Origin of the sequence: Microbacterium paludicola, from assembly GCF_015235415.1 — a bacterium.
In the GTDB taxonomy this organism is placed as follows: Bacteria; Actinomycetota; Actinomycetes; order Actinomycetales; family Microbacteriaceae; genus Microbacterium; species Microbacterium paludicola.
The window spans coordinates 12147-28578 of sequence record NZ_JADGLL010000008.1 but is presented as its reverse complement, the minus strand read 5'-3'; the positions used below and the strand labels follow the sequence as shown (position 1 = coordinate 28578).

At 71.0% G+C, this 16432-nt stretch carries 14 protein-coding genes; 7 read left to right on the top strand and 7 right to left on the bottom strand.

Annotation, left to right across the window (positions count from 1 at the left end; all coding sequences use genetic code 11):
* Positions 1 to 891: 891 nt before the first annotated feature.
* Positions 892 to 2034, bottom strand: a complete 1143-nt coding sequence (locus IR155_RS05370) for an acyltransferase family protein (protein WP_135113798.1) — start codon at positions 2032 to 2034, stop codon at positions 892 to 894.
* Positions 2035 to 2218: 184 nt separating this feature from the next.
* On the opposite strand from IR155_RS05370, the gene IR155_RS05365 reads away from it, so the two are divergent.
* Both IR155_RS05365 and IR155_RS05360 read left to right on the top strand, forming a co-directional pair.
* Positions 2219 to 3424 carry an LLM class flavin-dependent oxidoreductase gene (locus tag IR155_RS05365; protein WP_167760714.1) on the top strand — a complete coding sequence of 402 codons (1206 nt, stop codon included), beginning with the start codon at positions 2219 to 2221 and terminating at the stop codon, positions 3422 to 3424.
* A gap of 26 nt (positions 3425 to 3450) precedes the next feature.
* Complete coding sequence (locus IR155_RS05360) at positions 3451 to 4098, top strand: CE1759 family FMN reductase (RefSeq protein WP_135113796.1); 648 nt, start codon at positions 3451 to 3453, stop codon at positions 4096 to 4098.
* A 5-nt stretch (positions 4099 to 4103) separates the two neighbouring features.
* Here the strand turns inward: IR155_RS05360 and IR155_RS05355 are convergent, their stop codons facing one another.
* The 4 genes from IR155_RS05355 to IR155_RS05340 all read right to left on the bottom strand — a co-directional run bounded on the left by IR155_RS05355 (position 4104) and on the right by IR155_RS05340 (position 8063).
* Positions 4104 to 5390 (bottom strand): MFS transporter, encoded by a 1287-nt coding sequence (locus IR155_RS05355; protein WP_233441110.1) that lies wholly within the window; start codon positions 5388 to 5390, stop codon positions 4104 to 4106.
* Between the two features lie 70 nt (positions 5391 to 5460).
* A complete protein-coding gene (locus IR155_RS05350; protein WP_233441109.1) occupies positions 5461 to 6186 on the bottom strand; it encodes an AAA family ATPase in 726 nt (241 codons plus the stop codon).
* 35 nt (positions 6187 to 6221) lie between these two features.
* Positions 6222 to 6809, bottom strand: coding sequence for a DedA family protein (locus IR155_RS05345; RefSeq protein WP_135113795.1), 588 nt, complete (start codon positions 6807 to 6809; stop codon positions 6222 to 6224).
* Between the two features lie 48 nt (positions 6810 to 6857).
* Positions 6858 to 8063 carry a MalY/PatB family protein gene (locus IR155_RS05340; protein ID WP_135113794.1) on the bottom strand — a complete coding sequence of 402 codons (1206 nt, stop codon included), beginning with the start codon at positions 8061 to 8063 and terminating at the stop codon, positions 6858 to 6860.
* Positions 8064 to 8237: 174 nt separating this feature from the next.
* Here IR155_RS05340 and IR155_RS05335 point away from each other — a divergent pair, with 174 nt between their 5' ends.
* On the top strand, positions 8238 to 10202 hold the full coding sequence (locus IR155_RS05335; RefSeq protein ID WP_135113793.1) for a GDSL-type esterase/lipase family protein: 1965 nt from the start codon (positions 8238 to 8240) through the stop codon (positions 10200 to 10202).
* 65 nt (positions 10203 to 10267) lie between these two features.
* Here IR155_RS05335 and IR155_RS05330 read toward each other — a convergent pair whose 3' ends face one another.
* Positions 10268 to 10450 (bottom strand): hypothetical protein, encoded by a 183-nt coding sequence (locus IR155_RS05330; protein WP_135113792.1) that lies wholly within the window; start codon positions 10448 to 10450, stop codon positions 10268 to 10270.
* 344 nt (positions 10451 to 10794) lie between these two features.
* On the opposite strand from IR155_RS05330, the gene IR155_RS05325 reads away from it, so the two are divergent.
* The 4 genes from IR155_RS05325 to IR155_RS05310 all read left to right on the top strand — a co-directional run bounded on the left by IR155_RS05325 (position 10795) and on the right by IR155_RS05310 (position 15813).
* Positions 10795 to 13068 carry a polyribonucleotide nucleotidyltransferase gene (locus tag IR155_RS05325; protein WP_135113791.1) on the top strand — a complete coding sequence of 758 codons (2274 nt, stop codon included), beginning with the start codon at positions 10795 to 10797 and terminating at the stop codon, positions 13066 to 13068.
* A gap of 241 nt (positions 13069 to 13309) precedes the next feature.
* Complete coding sequence (locus IR155_RS05320; RefSeq protein ID WP_135113790.1) at positions 13310 to 14344, top strand: aldo/keto reductase; 1035 nt, start codon at positions 13310 to 13312, stop codon at positions 14342 to 14344.
* A 150-nt stretch (positions 14345 to 14494) separates the two neighbouring features.
* Positions 14495 to 15097: a histidine phosphatase family protein gene (locus IR155_RS05315; protein WP_135113789.1), complete on the top strand. Its 603-nt coding sequence runs from the start codon at positions 14495 to 14497 to the stop codon at positions 15095 to 15097.
* Positions 15098 to 15147: 50 nt separating this feature from the next.
* Positions 15148 to 15813 (top strand): hypothetical protein, encoded by a 666-nt coding sequence (locus tag IR155_RS05310; protein ID WP_135113788.1) that lies wholly within the window; start codon positions 15148 to 15150, stop codon positions 15811 to 15813.
* Positions 15814 to 15844: 31 nt separating this feature from the next.
* Here the strand turns inward: IR155_RS05310 and IR155_RS05305 are convergent, their stop codons facing one another.
* Positions 15845 to 16312, bottom strand: coding sequence for a GNAT family N-acetyltransferase (locus IR155_RS05305; RefSeq protein WP_135113787.1), 468 nt, complete (start codon positions 16310 to 16312; stop codon positions 15845 to 15847).
* Between the last annotated feature and the right edge of the window lie 120 nt (positions 16313 to 16432).

Here is a 16432-nt window from a genome sequence, read left to right as displayed (position 1 = left end):
CGCTCGCGGGGACGGCGCTCCTGGCGACGGCGTGCGCATCGACGTCGGCGGCACCCGGTGCGGCCGCCCCGAGCCAGCAGGCAGAGGAGGCGACCGCGGAGGGGCGCGTCGCCGTCTCGTACGAGAACGGCATCGCCGTCCTCGACCCCGCGACGCTCGAGGTCATCGACGAGATCTCCAGCGAGGCGTTCACGCGGCTGAACCCGTTCGGCGACGGCCGGCACGTGGTCGTCACCACCTCGCAGGGCTTCGAGGTGCTCGACACCGCCGCTCCGGCGATGACCGACGTCGTGTTCGAGGCGAGCGCCGCCGGGCACGTGGTCGTGCACCACGGCAAGACGGTCCTGTTCGACGACGGCACGGGCACGACGACGATCCTCGAGACGGATGCGCTGGTGGATGGCGCCGGCGCGCAGCCCGAGACGGAGACGTACGAGGCGGACGCCGCGCACCACGGCGTGTCCATCGTGCTCGAGGACGGCACGCTGCTCACCACGGTCGGCGACGAGACCTCGCGCTCCGGCGCCATGGCGCTTCACCCGCACGAGGACCACCGGGACGAGGCGGCGTCGAGCGACGAGTGCCCCGGCATCCACGGAGAGGGCACGGCCGCGGACGAGGCGGTCGTCTTCGGATGCGAGGACGGTGCGCTGCTGTTCAAGGACGGGGAGTTCACGAAGCTGACCGCCCCCGACGAGTACGGCCGCATGGGCAACGCGTACGTCTCGGAGGCGAGCCCCATCGTCGTCGGCGACTACAAGAACGACCCCGACGCGGAGGGCTACCTGCTCAACGCGCTCACGCTGCTCGACACGGCCGCCGAGACCTACGAGGTCGTCGACCTTCCGGATGAGGTGCAGTTCACGTTCCGTGACGTCGCGCGCGTTCGCGTCATCCCCGCGACGGCGGGCGGTCCGTCGCGGCAGGGCGACGCGATCCGGTCGGATCCGCCCCGCCCGCGTGCGGGAGGAGGGCGGCGTCGGCGAAGAGCCAGCGCGAGCGCGGCTCGACGAGCGGGCGGAACAGCCAGCGCACCGGCTTGGAGGCGAGCAGCACCGTGATGACGACGGAGAGCAGGCACACCAGGGGCAGCCAGATCCAGGTCGGCTCGAGGTCGCGCAGCGCGCCCGACTCGCGGAACGGGTAGAGCACGAACGAGTGAAGCAGGTAGATGTACATCGTGTACGTGCCGAGCCTCGTGAAGGGGAACTCGCCGCGCGGCACGATCACGAAGAACGCGGCGCACAGCACGACCGCCACGGCCATCAGCAGCAGCCGCACACCGCCGGCCCACCACGGCGTCTCGCCGAGGAAGTGCGAGTAGTCCTGGTCGTAGAAGAGCCAGTTGCGCATGTCCATCCCGTGCCAGGTCTCGAGACCCGCCCAGGCGGCCCAGCCCGCCAGCAGGAACACCGCGACGGCGCTCGCCCGCGCCCACCAGGCCTTGCGCTCGAGCAGGCGCAGCCGGCCGACCACGTCGTGCGCGCGCAGCCACCAGCCGAGGGCGAAGAACGGCAGGAATCCCAGCGTGCGTGCGAGCGAGAACGTGCTGTCGACGTTCGGCAGGTATCCCACGCCGATCGAGATCACGACGGTCCACAGCAGCGGCCAGCGCAGCAGCGCGAGGTACGGCAGGATCAGCCGGAAGATGCCGAGCGCGAGCAGGAACCACAGCGTCCAGGACGGCTGGGTCAGGTTGGGATCGGGATCGCCCTCGAACAGTCCCTTCGTCAGCCACCAGAGGGCCTCGAAGATCACGTAGGGAACCAGGATGTCCGTGATCACGCGCGCCATCTGGCGCCGCGAGGGCGGGTCGGCCTTCGAGAAGTAGCCGGAGATGATCGCGAACGCCGGCATGTGGAACGCGTAGATCACCAGGTACATCGCGTAGGCGATGTCCGAATCGTAGGTGAGGCGCTGGATCGCGTGGCCGAGCACCACGAGCACGATGCACGCGAAGCGCGCGTTGTCCCAGTAGGGGACCCGTCGACGGTGACGGGCGACCGATCCGGTCGCCGGGGAAGGCGCGCTCATCCCCCCAACGCTACCGTCGCGGCGTGCGCGACCATGGGAATAGATCTGGCACGATCACGTTGGACCAGGTATATTCACACGCATACAAATGCGCGAGACCACCAACACCCCCGCCGGGACGACGGGACGGATCGGAGAAGCAGGGATGAGCGAGACCACCACGCCGCAGCCGGGAACCTCGGGGATGCAGTTCGGCATCTTCTCGGTGAGCGACATCACGACCGACCCCACGACGGGCCGCACACCCAGCGAGGCGGAGCGCATCCGCGACATCGTCACCATCGCGAAGCACGCCGAGGAGGTCGGGCTCGACGTCTTCGCGCTCGGCGAGCACCACAACCCGCCGTTCTTCTCGTCGTCGCCCACCACGACGCTCGCGTACATCGGCGCGCAGACCGAGAACCTCATCCTCTCGACCGCCACGACGCTCATCACGACGAACGACCCCGTGAAGATCGCCGAGGACTACTCGATGCTTCAGCACCTGACGGGCGGCCGCGTCGACCTGGTGATGGGCCGCGGCAACACCGGCCCCGTGTACCCCTGGTTCGGCCAGGACATCCGCCAGGGGCTGCCGCTCGCGATCGAGAACTACGCGCTGCTGCGCCAGCTGTGGGATCAGGATGTCGTCGACTGGGAGGGCAAGTTCCGCTCGCCCCTGCAGGGCTTCACCGCCACGCCGCGTCCGCTCGACGGCGTCGCGCCCTTCGTCTGGCACGGCTCCATCCGCACGCCCGAGATCGCCGAGCAGGCCGCGTACTACGGTGACGGCTTCTTCGCGAACAACATCTTCTGGCCCAAGGAGCACTACCAGCGCCTCATCGCGCTGTACCGCCAGCGCTACGCCCACTACGGCCACGGCACGCCCGAGCAGGCGATCGTGGGGCTCGGCGGCCAGGCGTTCATGGCGAAGAACTCGCAGGATGCGGTCAACGCGTTCCGCCCGTACTTCGACAACGCCCCCGTCTACGGCCACGGCCCGGCGATGGAGGACTTCACCGAGATGACGCCGCTGACGGTCGGCTCGCCGCAGCAGGTCATCGACCGCTACGCCGCCATGCGCGACTACTACGGCGACTACCAGCGCCAGCTGTTCCTGATGGATCACGCCGGCCTGCCGCTGAAGACCGTGCTCGAGCAGCTCGACCTGCTCGGCGGCGAGGTCGTGCCGGTGCTGCGCCGGGAGCTCGCGCAGAACCGTCCGGCGAACGTGCCGGACGCGCCCACGCACGCCGCGCGGGTCAAGGCAGCGTACGGCGACGCCGAGCCGCGCCAGGCGCGTCCCACCGCCGCCGGCGGCAACAACCTGACCGCGGGTGGCCCCTACCAGGACACGCCCGCGGCCGCTCCGAAGGCCGGCTCGGCCTTCGGGTCCGCCGCCACTCGCTGACGCACAACTGAACAAGGAGAGGGAACATGACCGACACACGCCGCATCGCCGTGGTCTCCGCGGGACTTTCCACGCCGTCGTCCACGCGCATGCTCGCCGACCGGCTCGCCGCCGCCGCGGTGGCGCAGCTCGATGCGCGGGGCATCGACGCGACCGTCGAGGCGTTCGAGCTGCGCGACTACGCGCACGACATCACGAACAACCTGCTGGCGGGCTTCGCGCCGCCGGCGCTCGAGAAGATGCTGACCCAGGTCACGACGGCCGACGCGCTGATCGTCGTCACGCCGATCTTCTCGACGAGCTACTCGGGGCTGTTCAAGTCGTTCATCGACATCCTCGACCGCGAATCGCTCACCGGCACTCCCGTCCTGATCGGTGCGAACGCCGGGACGGCCCGCCACTCGCTGGCGATCGACTACGCGATCCGGCCGCTGTTCGCCTACCTCCACGCCGAGCCGGTGTCGACGGGCGTGTTCGCCGCGTCGAGCGACTGGGGCGGCAAGGAGGACGAGGTCGCCCCGCTCAGCGCCCGCATCGAGCGCGGGGCGCGCGAGCTCGCCGAGGCGATCGCCGCCAAGCCGCACGTCGAGGACGCCGACCCGTTCGACCCCGACACGTACCTCGGTGCGGGTCGTGGGTTCGGTCACCTCCTGGGTGGTCTCGCGGGGGAGTGATCCCGTCACACCGCGCTGGGTGCCGCATCGTCGTGATGCGGCACCCAGCGCGCGTATGACAGCACGAGCCCGATCAGGAGCAGGCCCGCGGTCAGCCAGAACGGCCAGGTGCGGTCCATCCCCGACAGCCATCCGGAGATCCAGCCGAACGGGGCCGCGGCGAGCATGATCACCGTGCGCTGCACGGCCATCACGCGCGACCGCTCGGCCTCGTCGACGTGCAGCGCGACGAGCGACTCCGAGAGCATGAACACCGCTCCCGCGCCGAAGCTGTCGAGCAGGAGGCAGACGCCGAGCAGCGCGTAGGTCTCGAACGTCGCCTGACCTTCCGGGGCGGGGATCGCGACGAGCACAACCTGACCCGCGAGGTAGACGCCGAAGCCCCACATCGCCGCGGCCTTCAGGTCGACGCCCGAGCTCAGACGCGGGATCACCGTGAACAGGAAGACGATGGACAGCAGCGAGCGCACCATCGGGAAGAACGGAAGCAGCGCGTCGGGCACGTTCAGGTGCTGGCTGGCGACGACCTGCCAAAAGGTGCCGTTCACGAGGGTGACAGCCGCGACGAGGGCGGCGATGATGAGCGCGAGGATGGATCCGCGAGACCGCAGCAGCAGGCCCACCGCGCCGCGGTAGCCCGCGAGCAGACGCCACACGCTCACGTCGCGGGTCTCGGCCATCCGGATCTCGCCGCGCCGGGTCTCGTGCGACCAGCGGTAGAGCCAGATCACCTTCGCGAGCATGACGACCGCCGCGTTGACGAACAGCACCCGCACCGCGATGTCCAGGCCGAGCTGCGAGACCAGCACGGCCGCGATGGGCGCGAACAGGGCCGAGCAGTCGGCGGCGACGCGGACGAGCGAGTAGATGCGGGTGAGCTGGCTGCGCTCGGCGTCCTCGACCATGAGGCAGTCCCACGAGTTCGAGGTCACCTGCAGCGCGCCGTTGACGATGGCCGCGGCGAGGAAGAACCAGAAGTTCTGCGCGAAGGCCCAGACCACGCACGGGATCACCCACGCGATCACGTCGAACCACGCCGTCGTGGCCCGCCGGCCGAGGCGGTCGGTGATGATGCCGCCGGCGAGGCCGAACGCCACCTGCGACACCATGCCGACGCTGGCGATGAGGCCGATCTGCGCATCGTGAACGCCCTGGGTCAGCATGAACACCGACAGGTACGGCAGCACGAGGGCCATCGACAGACCCCAGAGCGGCTCGGTCCAGACACAGGCGCGCGGGTTGCCGCGCAGCGTGATGAGGGTCTGCCAGAGGTCGTTGGAGGTGCGTGCCACCGTGGAAGTCAACCAGCACGAGGCGCCGCGAAGCGCACGCGGCGCGGACCCGTGTCGCGCGACGGCGAGGTCAGTCGAGGTGGCGGAGGAAGCTTCCCGGCGCCCCGAGGAACAGCCGCCACGTCCGCACCAGGTCGAGATCGTCGTACGACGTGCGCCGGATTCCCCACTCTCCGAGCTCCCGCAGATCCGCCCCGGGGAACGCCGCCAGCACGGGGGAGTGCGTGGACAGGATCACCTGCGAGCCCTGCGCGACGAGCTCGCGCAGAAGCCCCAGCAGAGCCAGGCACCCCGACAGCGACAGGGCCGACTCCGGTTCGTCCAGGATCCAGAGACCGCGGATGTGCGTGCGCTCGCTGACGAGGTCGAGGAACGATTCGCCGTGGCTGCGCTCGTGGAGGGGCGCGCCTATGCCGACGTCCTCGAGGTACGTGTAGAAGCCGTGCATCGTCTCGGCGCGCAGGAAGAAGCCGCGCTTCGGCGCACCCGCGCCGCGCACCAGCTGCAGGTGCTCGCCGAGCGGCGACTCCGACGCCCGGGTGGCGTGCATGGCGCCGGTCGATCCGCCCTCGGCGTTCATCCCGTACGCGACGGCGATCGCCTCCACGAGGGTCGACTTGCCCACGCCGTTCTCACCCGTGAGCACAGTCACCGGGCCGAGGTCGAGTCCCTCGGCGAGCATCTGTCGCACGGGCGGCAGGGTCGCGGGCCACGCGTCCCTGTCCGCCGGCGCGAGCGGATGCTCCTCGATCCGCCGCACGGGAAGCGCCCTCCGCCCGATCGCGCTCGTATCCACACCGCGACTCTAAGCGCGGCGGGCTCGAGCGCGGCTCACTCGATCGGGCGCACGCGGGCGAGGACGAAGTCGACCGTCCACCCGACGGCGAGCGCGATCACGATCGAGACGATCACCGCGACGACCGTGCCGCCCGGGATGATCGACGCGATCGCGGCGCCGATGAGCGCCTGGAACGCCGCCCACGCCATCGCCGCGACGGCCGCGATCGGCAGATACCGGAGCGCGGGGACCATCGCGGCGCCCGCGGAGAGGTTCACGGCGAGTCGCCCGAAGGGGATGAACCGCGCGGTGAACACGGCGGTCGCGGCGTGGGTGCGCAGCCGTCGGGCAGCCCAGTCGAGTGCGCGCTGCAGGCTCGGCCGCTGCATCACCCGCCAGGAGCGCGGATGAAGCAGGCGCCCGATCAGATAGCAGCAGACGTCGCCCGCGAAGGCCGCGGCCCCGCCGATCAGGATGACCGCCCACAGCGGAGGCAGCCCGTGCGCCACCGCCACCGAGCCGAGCGCCGTGACCGCGACCTCGCCGGGAACGACGACAAGGAACGCGTCGGCGAACACGATGCCGGCGAGCACCACGAGCGCCCAGGGGTTCGCCGCGAGTCCGGCGATCAGCTCATCCACGACACATGTGTACGCGCCGACGGTGAACGGCCGACGAACGACGGCCGTTCAGCGGCTGCGAAGGGCCTCGCCCATGGCGGCGACGATCCGCTCGAGGATGGGCCGCGGCGTCGCGAAGTTCAGGCGTGCCGCGGTCGTCCCCACGTCGCCGCACATCCCGCCGTCGGTGAGCGTGACTCCCGCGCGCTCGCCGAAGAAGTCGGCCGGGGATGCCGGGAGGTCGAGCGCGGCGAACTCCAGCCATGCCAGATACGTGCCCTCGGGTGCGGCGTAGCGCACGCCGGGGAGGTGCTCCGCCACGAGCTCGGCAAGGCGCCGCCGGTTGCCGTCGAGGTACTGCAGCACGTCGTCGAGCCAGTCGACGCCCGCGGCGTACGCCGCGGTGTTCGCGACGATGCCGAGGTTCGACGCGCCGTGACCCCACATCCGCCCGTCGGTTGCCCACCGCTCGCGGTCGGCCGCGTTCGACACGATCACCTGCGCGGCCTTGAGACCCGGCAGGTTCCACGCCTTCGACGCCGACGTCGCGGTCAGCGTGTGCCCGGCCGTGGTCTCGTTCACCGATGCGTAGGGAACGTGGCGGCGCTCGCCGTACACGAGGGGAGCGTGGATCTCGTCCGAGAACACGCGCGCCCCATGCCGCTCGACGACCTCGCCGATCGCCGCCATCTCGTCGCGCGTCAGCACCTTGCCGATGGGGTTGTGCGGGTTGCACAGCACGAGCAGGCCGCCGCCGTCCGCGAACGCGCGCTCGAGCGCATCCAGGTCGTAGACCCAGTCCTCGCCGTCTCGCGCGAGCGGCACCTGGATGACGCGACGGCCCTGCGTGGCGGGCCAGGTGAGGAACGGCATGTACGCCGGCGTCGGGACGATGATCGCCGATCCGGGGGCGCTGAAGTGCTCGATCGCGACGTCCAGCGCCGTGATGACATCGGGGAACGCGTGGACGTCCGCGGGGTCGACCTCCCAGCCGTACCGGTCGGCGGAGAAGGCCGCGTAGGCCTCGGACATCGCGCGCGCGTCGGCCTCGGGCAGGTACCCGAACGCCCCGCGGTCGACCGCGGCGTGCAGCGCCTCGGCGATCGGCGGAGCGACGCCGAAGTCCATCTCGGCCACCCACGCCGCGAGGCGGTCCGGGAACGCCGTCCACTTCAGGCTGCCGACCTCCTTCAGCGACTCGACCGTGATGTCGTCGAACGGGTGGTGGCTCTGGAACACGCGGCGGCTCGCTTTCCTCGGGGGTGACTCATCCATCCTGCCCCGCTCCGGGCGGCAGGGGCTCGATCGGGGCGTCACGGCCGTCCCGCGTGACGCCCCGTGACGCGCCGGGGTGTGCAGGGTGAAAGGTTCGGTCCTCCCGGGTGAACGGTCGGCGAAGCGGCCCGTGCGGTGCGGCTCCGTGTCATCCGGGCGCGTCACCCTGGAGGCATGAGGGTCGCACTGGTCGCAGAGTCCTTCCTCCCGCACATGAACGGCGTGACGCACTCCGTGCTGCAGATGGTGCGGCACCTCGAGCGCCGAGGCCACGAGACGCTGGTGGTCGCGCCCGACGCTGGAGGCAAGGGAGAGCACGCCCCCACGGGCCTCACCCAGCTGCTGCCGTCGATGCCGATGCCGTCGTATCCGGATGTCCGCGTCGCGTATCCGACGACGGCCCGCATCGCCCGCGTGCTGCGCGAGTTCCACCCCGACGTCGTGCACCTCGCCTCCCCGTTCGCGCTGGGCTGGAAGGGTCAGGTGGCCGCCGACGCGCTCCGGCTGCCGAGCGTCGCCGTCTACCAGACCGACATCATCGCCTACACCGAGCGCTACGGCGTTCCCGGCGCCGTTCCCCTCGCCTCCGCGCACGTCGCCCGCCTGCACAAGCGCGCCACGCTCACGCTCGCGCCGTCCTCCGCGTCCGAGGCGCAGCTCGCCGGCCTCGGGGTCGATCGACTGCGCCGCTGGGGGCGCGGGGTCGACGCCGAGCGGTTCCGCCCCGACCGTCGCAGCGACGGATGGCGCGCGAAGGTCGCGCGCGGCGAGCTGCTCGTCGGCTACGTCGGCCGGCTCGCTGCCGAGAAGCAGGTCGAGGATCTGCGGGTGCTGTGCGGTATCCCGGGCGTGCGGCTCGTGATCATCGGCGACGGCCCCGAGCGCGAGCGCCTGGAGAAGAAGCTCCCCGGCGCGGTGTTCACGGGGTTCCTCGGCGGTGACCAGCTCGCCAAGGCGCTCGCGAGCCTCGACGTGTTCGTGCACCCCGGCGAGAGCGAGACGTTCTGCCAGACCGTGCAGGAGGCCCTCGCGAGCGGCGTTCCCGTGGTCGCCACCGGACGCGGCGGCCCCGTCGACCTCGTCCGCTCGAGCGTCGACGGCTGGCTCTACGCACCCGGCGACCTCGACGACCTGCGCGAGCGGGTGCTCGACCTCAAGGGCGATGACGCCAAGCGCCGCTCCTTCGGGGCCGCCGCGCGCGAGAGCGTGACGTCCCGCACCTGGGAGTCGCTCGGCGACCAGCTCATCGAGTATTACTGCGAGGCCCAGCGGCTGCGTCCGCTCGACGACGCGACCCGGGGAAGGGGCGCCGTCAGGGCCGACACCGTCGCGCCGCCGCAGCGCAAGCAGTGGACCCGGTACGTCGCCCTCGGCGATTCGCTCACCGAGGGCCTGTGCGACACGTCGCGCATGGCGAACGGTGAGTACCGCGGCTGGGCCGACCGCCTCGCCACGCTACTGGCGCAGGGGCGCGGGCGCTTCCAGTACGCGAACCTCGCGGTCCGCAGCCGTCGCGTGCGCGACCTCGTGAACGAGCAGGCGCCGCGCGCCCTCGAGATGGAACCCGATCTCGTGTCGATCTTCATGGGGGCGAACGACCTCGTGAGCCACGGGGCCGACCCGGTGCGCCTCGCCGCGCACGTCGAGAAGGCGGTGCGCGACCTGCGCGCGATCGGGGCCGACGTGCTCCTCGTCACGCCGTTCCTTCCCGACCGGCCGGCGGCCCGCATCTTCGCCCGCCGCTTTGCGCTGTACGCGGCCGAGCTGCGCCGCGTCGCCGCCGCCACCGACTCGTACCTGCTCGACGCCGCGGCGCTGCCGTCACTCGGCGATCGCACCATGTACGCGGACGACATCGTGCACCTGAGCTCGCGCGGCCACCGCTACCTCGCCTATCGCGCGGCCGAGGCACTGGGCATCCCCGACGCCGAGGCGGTCGGCCAGCTCGACGACGCGCTGCACGGGTTCGACCCGAGCGAGGACGCCCCGCCGCAGGGCGACTGGCTGCGCACGCACGCGCTGCCGTGGGTGTGGCGCCGGATGCGCGGCCGCACCGCCGGCGACGGCATGGTGTCCAAGCACGCCGACTACATCGTGATCCCGGGACGCAACGCCCCGAAGCGCTCGAAGCTCAGCTGACGCGTCGGCTCTGCGGCCGACGCGCACGGGAGGGGCGGATCGAGAAGGTCCGCCCCTCCGTCGCGTCAGTCGTCCAGGCCGCCGAGCCCGCGCGCCTCGTCGCGGGTCTCGTCCTCGATGGGATCCGGCGCGTCCTCGACCCGCTCATCCGGATCCAGCGTCGGCGGAGGAAGCTCGAGCTCGGTCTCGTCGTCGAGATCGACCGGGCGCTCTTCGTCGGGGGTGCTCTGCTCGGGGAAGTCGGTCATACCGCCACGGTAGGAGCGCGCCGCGCCTTGCGACAGCCCCTGACCGGATCGGGATGTCGCTGATAGGCTGAGCGAGGCCCTCGCTCTGCGGAGGCCGCCTCCCGGGCCCGCTTCGGCGGATCCCGGGTCGAAAATTCCATATGCACACGGAGCAGGCTGGCAGGAAGCTGGTCCCCTGAAGTGGTCTCCCAGGCGCACGATCCGATGGATCCGGTCTGGTGGATTTCTCCTGGTGGCCAGCGCAGGCGAGCGTGATCGATGCGCCATGCGTCTATATCTGCCTGTTCCCCTGCTCCTGACGTGAGCCCCCGCTATCGCGGGGCATACAGAAGGAGACAGACCTCTTGGAAGGTCCTGAAATCACCGCCGCCGAGGCCGTTCTCGACAACGGCCGCTACGGCACCCGCACGGTCCGGTTCGAGACCGGTCGCCTCGCGCAGCAGGCGCAGGGCGCCGTCGCTGCGTACCTCGACGAGGAGACGATGCTCCTCTCGGCGACCAGCGCCAGCAAGCACCCCCGCGAGGGCTTCGACTTCTTCCCCCTGACGGTGGACGTCGAGGAGCGCTCGTACGCCGCGGGCAAGATCCCCGGCTCGTTCTTCCGCCGCGAGGGCCGCCCCTCCACCGAGGCGATCCTCGTCTGCCGTCTGATCGACCGTCCGCTGCGCCCGTCGTTCGTCGACGGCCTGCGCAATGAGATCCAGATCGTCGTGACGGTCCTCTCGATCGCTCCGGGCGAGTTCTACGACGCGCTCGCGATCAACGCCGCGTCGGCGTCGACCCAGATCTCGGGCCTGCCGTTCTCGGGCCCCATCGCCGGTGTGCGCCTCGCGCTCATCCCCGGCCAGGGCGAGGGCGCCGACCAGTGGGTCGCGTTCCCGAACGCCGAGCTGCTCGAGTCGGCCGTGTTCGACCTGATCGTCGCCGGACGCGTCGTCACCGACGCCGAGGGCAACGAGGACGTCGCGATCATGATGGTCGAGGCCGAGGCCACCGAGCACAGCTGGAACCTCATCAAGGCCGGCGCCACCAAGCCGAGCGAGGAGATCGTGGCCCAGGGCCTCGAGGCCTCGAAGCCCTTCATCAAGCAGCTCGTCGCGGCGCAGGCCGAGATGGCGGCGAAGTCGTCGAAGGCTCCGCTGGAGTTCCCGGTCTTCCCGGCCTACAGCGACGAGACCTTCGCGTTCGTGAACGAGAAGGCCTACGACGAGCTGGTGAAGGTGTACCAGATCGCCGACAAGCAGGAGCGCCAGGCCGCCGACGACGCGATCAAGGACCGCGTCAAGGCCGAGCTGATCGAGAAGGTCGAGGCAGGCGAGCTGCCCGCCGCGGCCCCGCTCGAGTTCTCCGCCGCCTACAAGTCGGTCACGAAGAAGATCGTGCGCGGTCGCATCCTGACCGAGGGCGTCCGCATCGACGGCCGCGGCCTCGCCGACATCCGTCCGCTCGACGCCGAGGTGCAGGTCATCCCGCGCGTCCACGGCTCGGCGATCTTCCAGCGCGGTGAGACCCAGATCATGGGCGTCACCACGCTGAACATGCTGAAGATGGAGCAGCAGATCGACTCGCTCTCGCCCACGACGAGCAAGCGGTACATGCACCACTACAACTTCCCGCCCTACTCGACCGGTGAGACCGGCCGCGTGGGAAGCCCGAAGCGTCGCGAGATCGGCCACGGCTTCCTCGCCGAGCGCGCGCTCGTCCCCGTCCTGCCGACCCGCGAGGAGTTCCCCTACGCGATCCGTCAGGTCTCGGAGGCGCTGGGCTCGAACGGCTCCACGTCGATGGGCTCCGTCTGCGCCTCGACGCTGTCGCTGCTGAACGCGGGTGTGCCGCTGCGCGCCCCCGTCGCCGGCATCGCCATGGGCCTGGTGTCCGACGAGGTCGACGGCCAGACGCGCTACGCCGCGCTGACCGACATCCTCGGCGCCGAGGACGCCCTCGGCGACATGGACTTCAAGGTCGCGGGCACGAGCGAGTTCGTCACGGCGATCCAGCTCGACACCAAGCTCGACGGCATCCCCACCGAGGTGCTGACCGGCGCGCTGACCCAGGCGAAGGACGCGCGCCTGCGCATCCTCGAGGTCCTGAACGCCGCGATCGACGCTCCCGACGAGATGGCGCCGACCGCGCCCCGCGTCATCAGCGTGCAGATCCCGGTCGACAAGATCGGCGAGCTGATCGGCCCCAAGGGCAAGACGATCAACGCGATCCAGGATGAGACCGGCGCGCAGATCTCCATCGAGGAGGACGGCACCGTCTACATCGGCGCGACCGACGGCCCCTCGGCCGAGGCGGCCCGCGCGCAGGTGAACGCGATCGCCAACCCGACCAACCCGGAGATCGGCGAGCAGTTCCTCGGCACGGTCGTGAAGATCATCCCCTCGGGCGCGTTCATCTCGCTGCTTCCGGGCAAGGATGGTCGCATGCACGTGACGCAGATCCGCAAGCTGAACGGCGGCAAGCGCGTCGAGAACATCGAGGACGTCGTCTCGGTGGGCCAGAAGATCCTGGTCCGCATCGCCGAGATCGACGACCGCGGCAAGATGGCGCTCGAGCCGGTCATCGACGAGAGCCAGGCGGGCGACGCGCCCGCCGAGGAGACCGTCGAGGCCTGAGCCTCCCGGGCGGCGCCCCGCGTCGTCCATCGCGAACGGCCCGCTCATCCTCCGGGATGGGCGGGCCGTTCCGCGTCCGGGCGTCGGAATCCCCGGACGGCGGCTCGGGGTCGGCGTGACGAAAGTGTTACGGCGCGGTGCGTCTCGCTCCGCGGGCCCTGGAATACCCTCGAAGCACACGCCGTCAACGGCGTGACGTGGATGCTGCCGGGCCTCGGCTGCCGCGTGAAGGGGGCAGGCCATGGATGAGGCGCAGGTCGGCACGGTCGATCCGATCGGACGTGCCCCGGGCTCGTCGGCCTCCGCCGAGCACCCCTCGGCACCGATCCCGGTCGTGGGCCCCGCGGTCGGCACGCTCGTGCGCGAGAAGCTGGGCGAGACGGGTCTCGAGGTCTTCCCGCTGATGCTCGGCGGCGCGGAGTTCGGCTGGACCGTGGATCAGGATCGCGCCAACGCGCTGCTCGACCACTTCGCGGCGTTCGGCGGCAACGCCGTACACACCGCCGACAGCTTCTCGGCGGGGCGCAGCGAGCACATCATCGGCCGGTGGATGCACACCCGCCGACTGCGGGACGACATCGTGCTGGCAGTGCGGGTCGGCGACCACCCCGACAACCCGGGCCTCGGCTCGACCAACCTCGTCCGCGCGGTCGAGGCCTCCTTGACGCGCCTCGGCACCGACCGGATCGACGTGCTGTACCTGGATGCGACGGCCGAGCGGGTCGGATCGATCGAGGACGCGCTGGCGACCGCCGAGTGGCTGGTCGAGACGGGGAAGGTCCGTCACATCGGCTCGTACGGGTTCACCGCCGAGCAGCTGATCGAGGCGCGCATCCTGGCCTCCGCCGGCTACCCGCGCCTGGAGACGCTGGACGTTCCGTACAACCTCATGCGCCGCCAGGAGTTCGAGGGCGACCTGCGGCTGGTCGCCGGTGCGCAGGGGCTCGCCGTCACGCCGTCGCAGGCGCTCGAGCACGGCTTCCTGTCCGGCCGGCATCGCTCCCGCCAGGGCGTCGCGGCGTCCACGCGCGGAAGCCAGCTCGCCGGCAGCCTGAACCGCCGCGGTGTGCGGGTGCTGAAGGCGCTGGATGCGATCGCCGCCGAGCTGGCGGTACCGCACGCGGCCATCGCCATCGCGTGGCTTCTCGCGCAGCGCTCCGTGGCGGCGCCGATCGTGAACACGTTCTCGCCGTCGCAGCTCGACGAGCTCGTCCAGGGCGTCGGGGTGCGGCTGACCCGCGCGCACCTGTCCGAGCTCACGAAGGCGACCGAGTGATCCGGATCGCCTCGATCGCGGCTCGCTGACGGATCCGCCGGGGGGTGTCGGTCCCGTCACGTAGTGTGGGGGAGGACCGCGGGCGCTTCGATGCCGCACGCAGAGTCCGTGACGAGTGAACGCGACGCGGTGAATGACGGGGGTGGGTCAGTGGCGCACTACATCTATCTCGTCCGTCACGGCGAGCAGATGGACGCCGAGCACGGCATGGAGGACGGCCCGCTGTCCCCTCGGGGTCGGCGCCAGGCGGAGCTCATCGCCGACCGCCTCTCGGGCATCCCGCTCGCGAACATGTGGCACTCGCCGCTCGTGCGCGCCGACGACACGGCGCGCATCATCGCCGAGCGCCTGCCGGCCGTCACGCCCGAGCCGCACGCCCTGCTGTTCGACTGCGTCCCGACCGGGATGACCGACGAGACGCCTGCCGCGTTCGAGCCGTTCTTCGGCGGCGTCACCGAGGCGCAGATCGAGGCGGGCAAGGCGCAGATGGCCGACGCGGTGGGAGAGTTCCTCGTGCGCAAGGCCGGCGACGTGCACGAGCTGCTCATCACTCACAACTTCGTGATCTCGTGGTTCGTGCGCGAGGTGCTCGGCGCCCCGGAGTGGCGCTGGATGACCCTCAACCAGGCGAACTGCGGCCTCACCGTCATCGGGCAGCGCCAGGGCCGCCCCTGGACGCTCCTGACCCACAACGACCTCGCGCACCTGCCGATGGAGCTGCGCACGGGCCTGCCCGACCAGATCCCGGTCTGATCCCGGTCGGTTCTCGGGAGGCTGATATGGCGCGGCGCGAGGAATTGAAGGTGGCCGGAGCGCTCGTGATCGTCGCCGGGGGATTCGCCGCGCTGCTGTTCAGCGTGCCGACGGTCGGGCTGCTTCGCGAGCAGCTGCGCATCAACTGCAACACCTATCCGCCCGGCAGCGAGGGCGAAGGCGCGTGGACCTGCGCCGACGGCATCTCCTACATCATCCCCGGGGTGATCCTGCTGGCGATGACAGGCCTGAGCCTGATCGTGGGACTGGTCGTCGCGTTGATCGCGCGTCGTGAGCTGGTCGCGCGTGGGTGGTTCACCGTGCTCGCTGTCCTGCCCGTCGTCTGGACGCTCGCGTGGACGCGGTACGGCTCGGACGAGCTCGTCTCCTTCCCGCCGGGCGTCCCGCGCGTCGACTTCTGGATGATCTGGGTAGGGCCGGCCGCCCTCACGGTGACGATCGCGCTTGCCATCGCCGTCCTCGCGCTGGGATTCCGTCGCTGGGCGGCCTTCTGGCTCACCGCATCCGCGGCCGTCGGTGTCGGGATCGCCACGGTCATCCAGCCGGGGATCGGGCTCGCGACCCTGCCGTCCGCCGCCCTGCTGTGTGCGGCGCTGCTCCGGGTCGAGCGGCCCGCGCGCGCCGGATTCGCCGGAGATCCCGGCTTCTCCGGAGCGGATGGGCCCCGGCGGTCCGGAGAACGCGACATCTCCTGACAACCCGGCGGCCCGGACCCCGAGTGGCGGATCAGCCCAGGGGCTTCCCATACCAGCGGCTGGCGTTGGGGTTGTCGTTGTAGGGCTCGATCTGCGCGAACCCGGTGCGGGCGTAGAGGGCCGCCGCGGCCTCGAGCGTGTGGTGGGTGTCGAGCACGAGTTCGCGGCCGCCCCACTCGCGGGCATGGCGCTCGAGCTCCTGCATGAGCAGGCGTCCGGCGCCGAGGCCGCGGGCGGCGGGGCGGGTGTAGACGTGCTTGACCTCGAAGCGCGCGCCGAGCGGGCCGTCGGCGATGCGCCGGATGGCGCCGCAGCCGATGAGGCCGCGCTCGTCGTGCTCGATGAGCAGCAGGATGCCGTCGGGCGCGCGGAACGCGTCGGGGCCCGGAAGGGTGGGCTTGTAGTCGCCGGGGAAGCCTGCGGCGCGCTCGGCGAAGTACTCGACGATCAGCTCGTGGGCGTCGGGGTCGGCGGGGGATGCGGCGCGGAACGTGATCACCGTTCGAGCCTATGACGGCGCCACGGCCGCGGTGCCCGCGCCAGTTCTCCGGAGAAACCGGCTTCTCCGGGTCGAGATCGCGGATCCTCTCCGGAGAACACGACGTCTCCGAAGAACCCG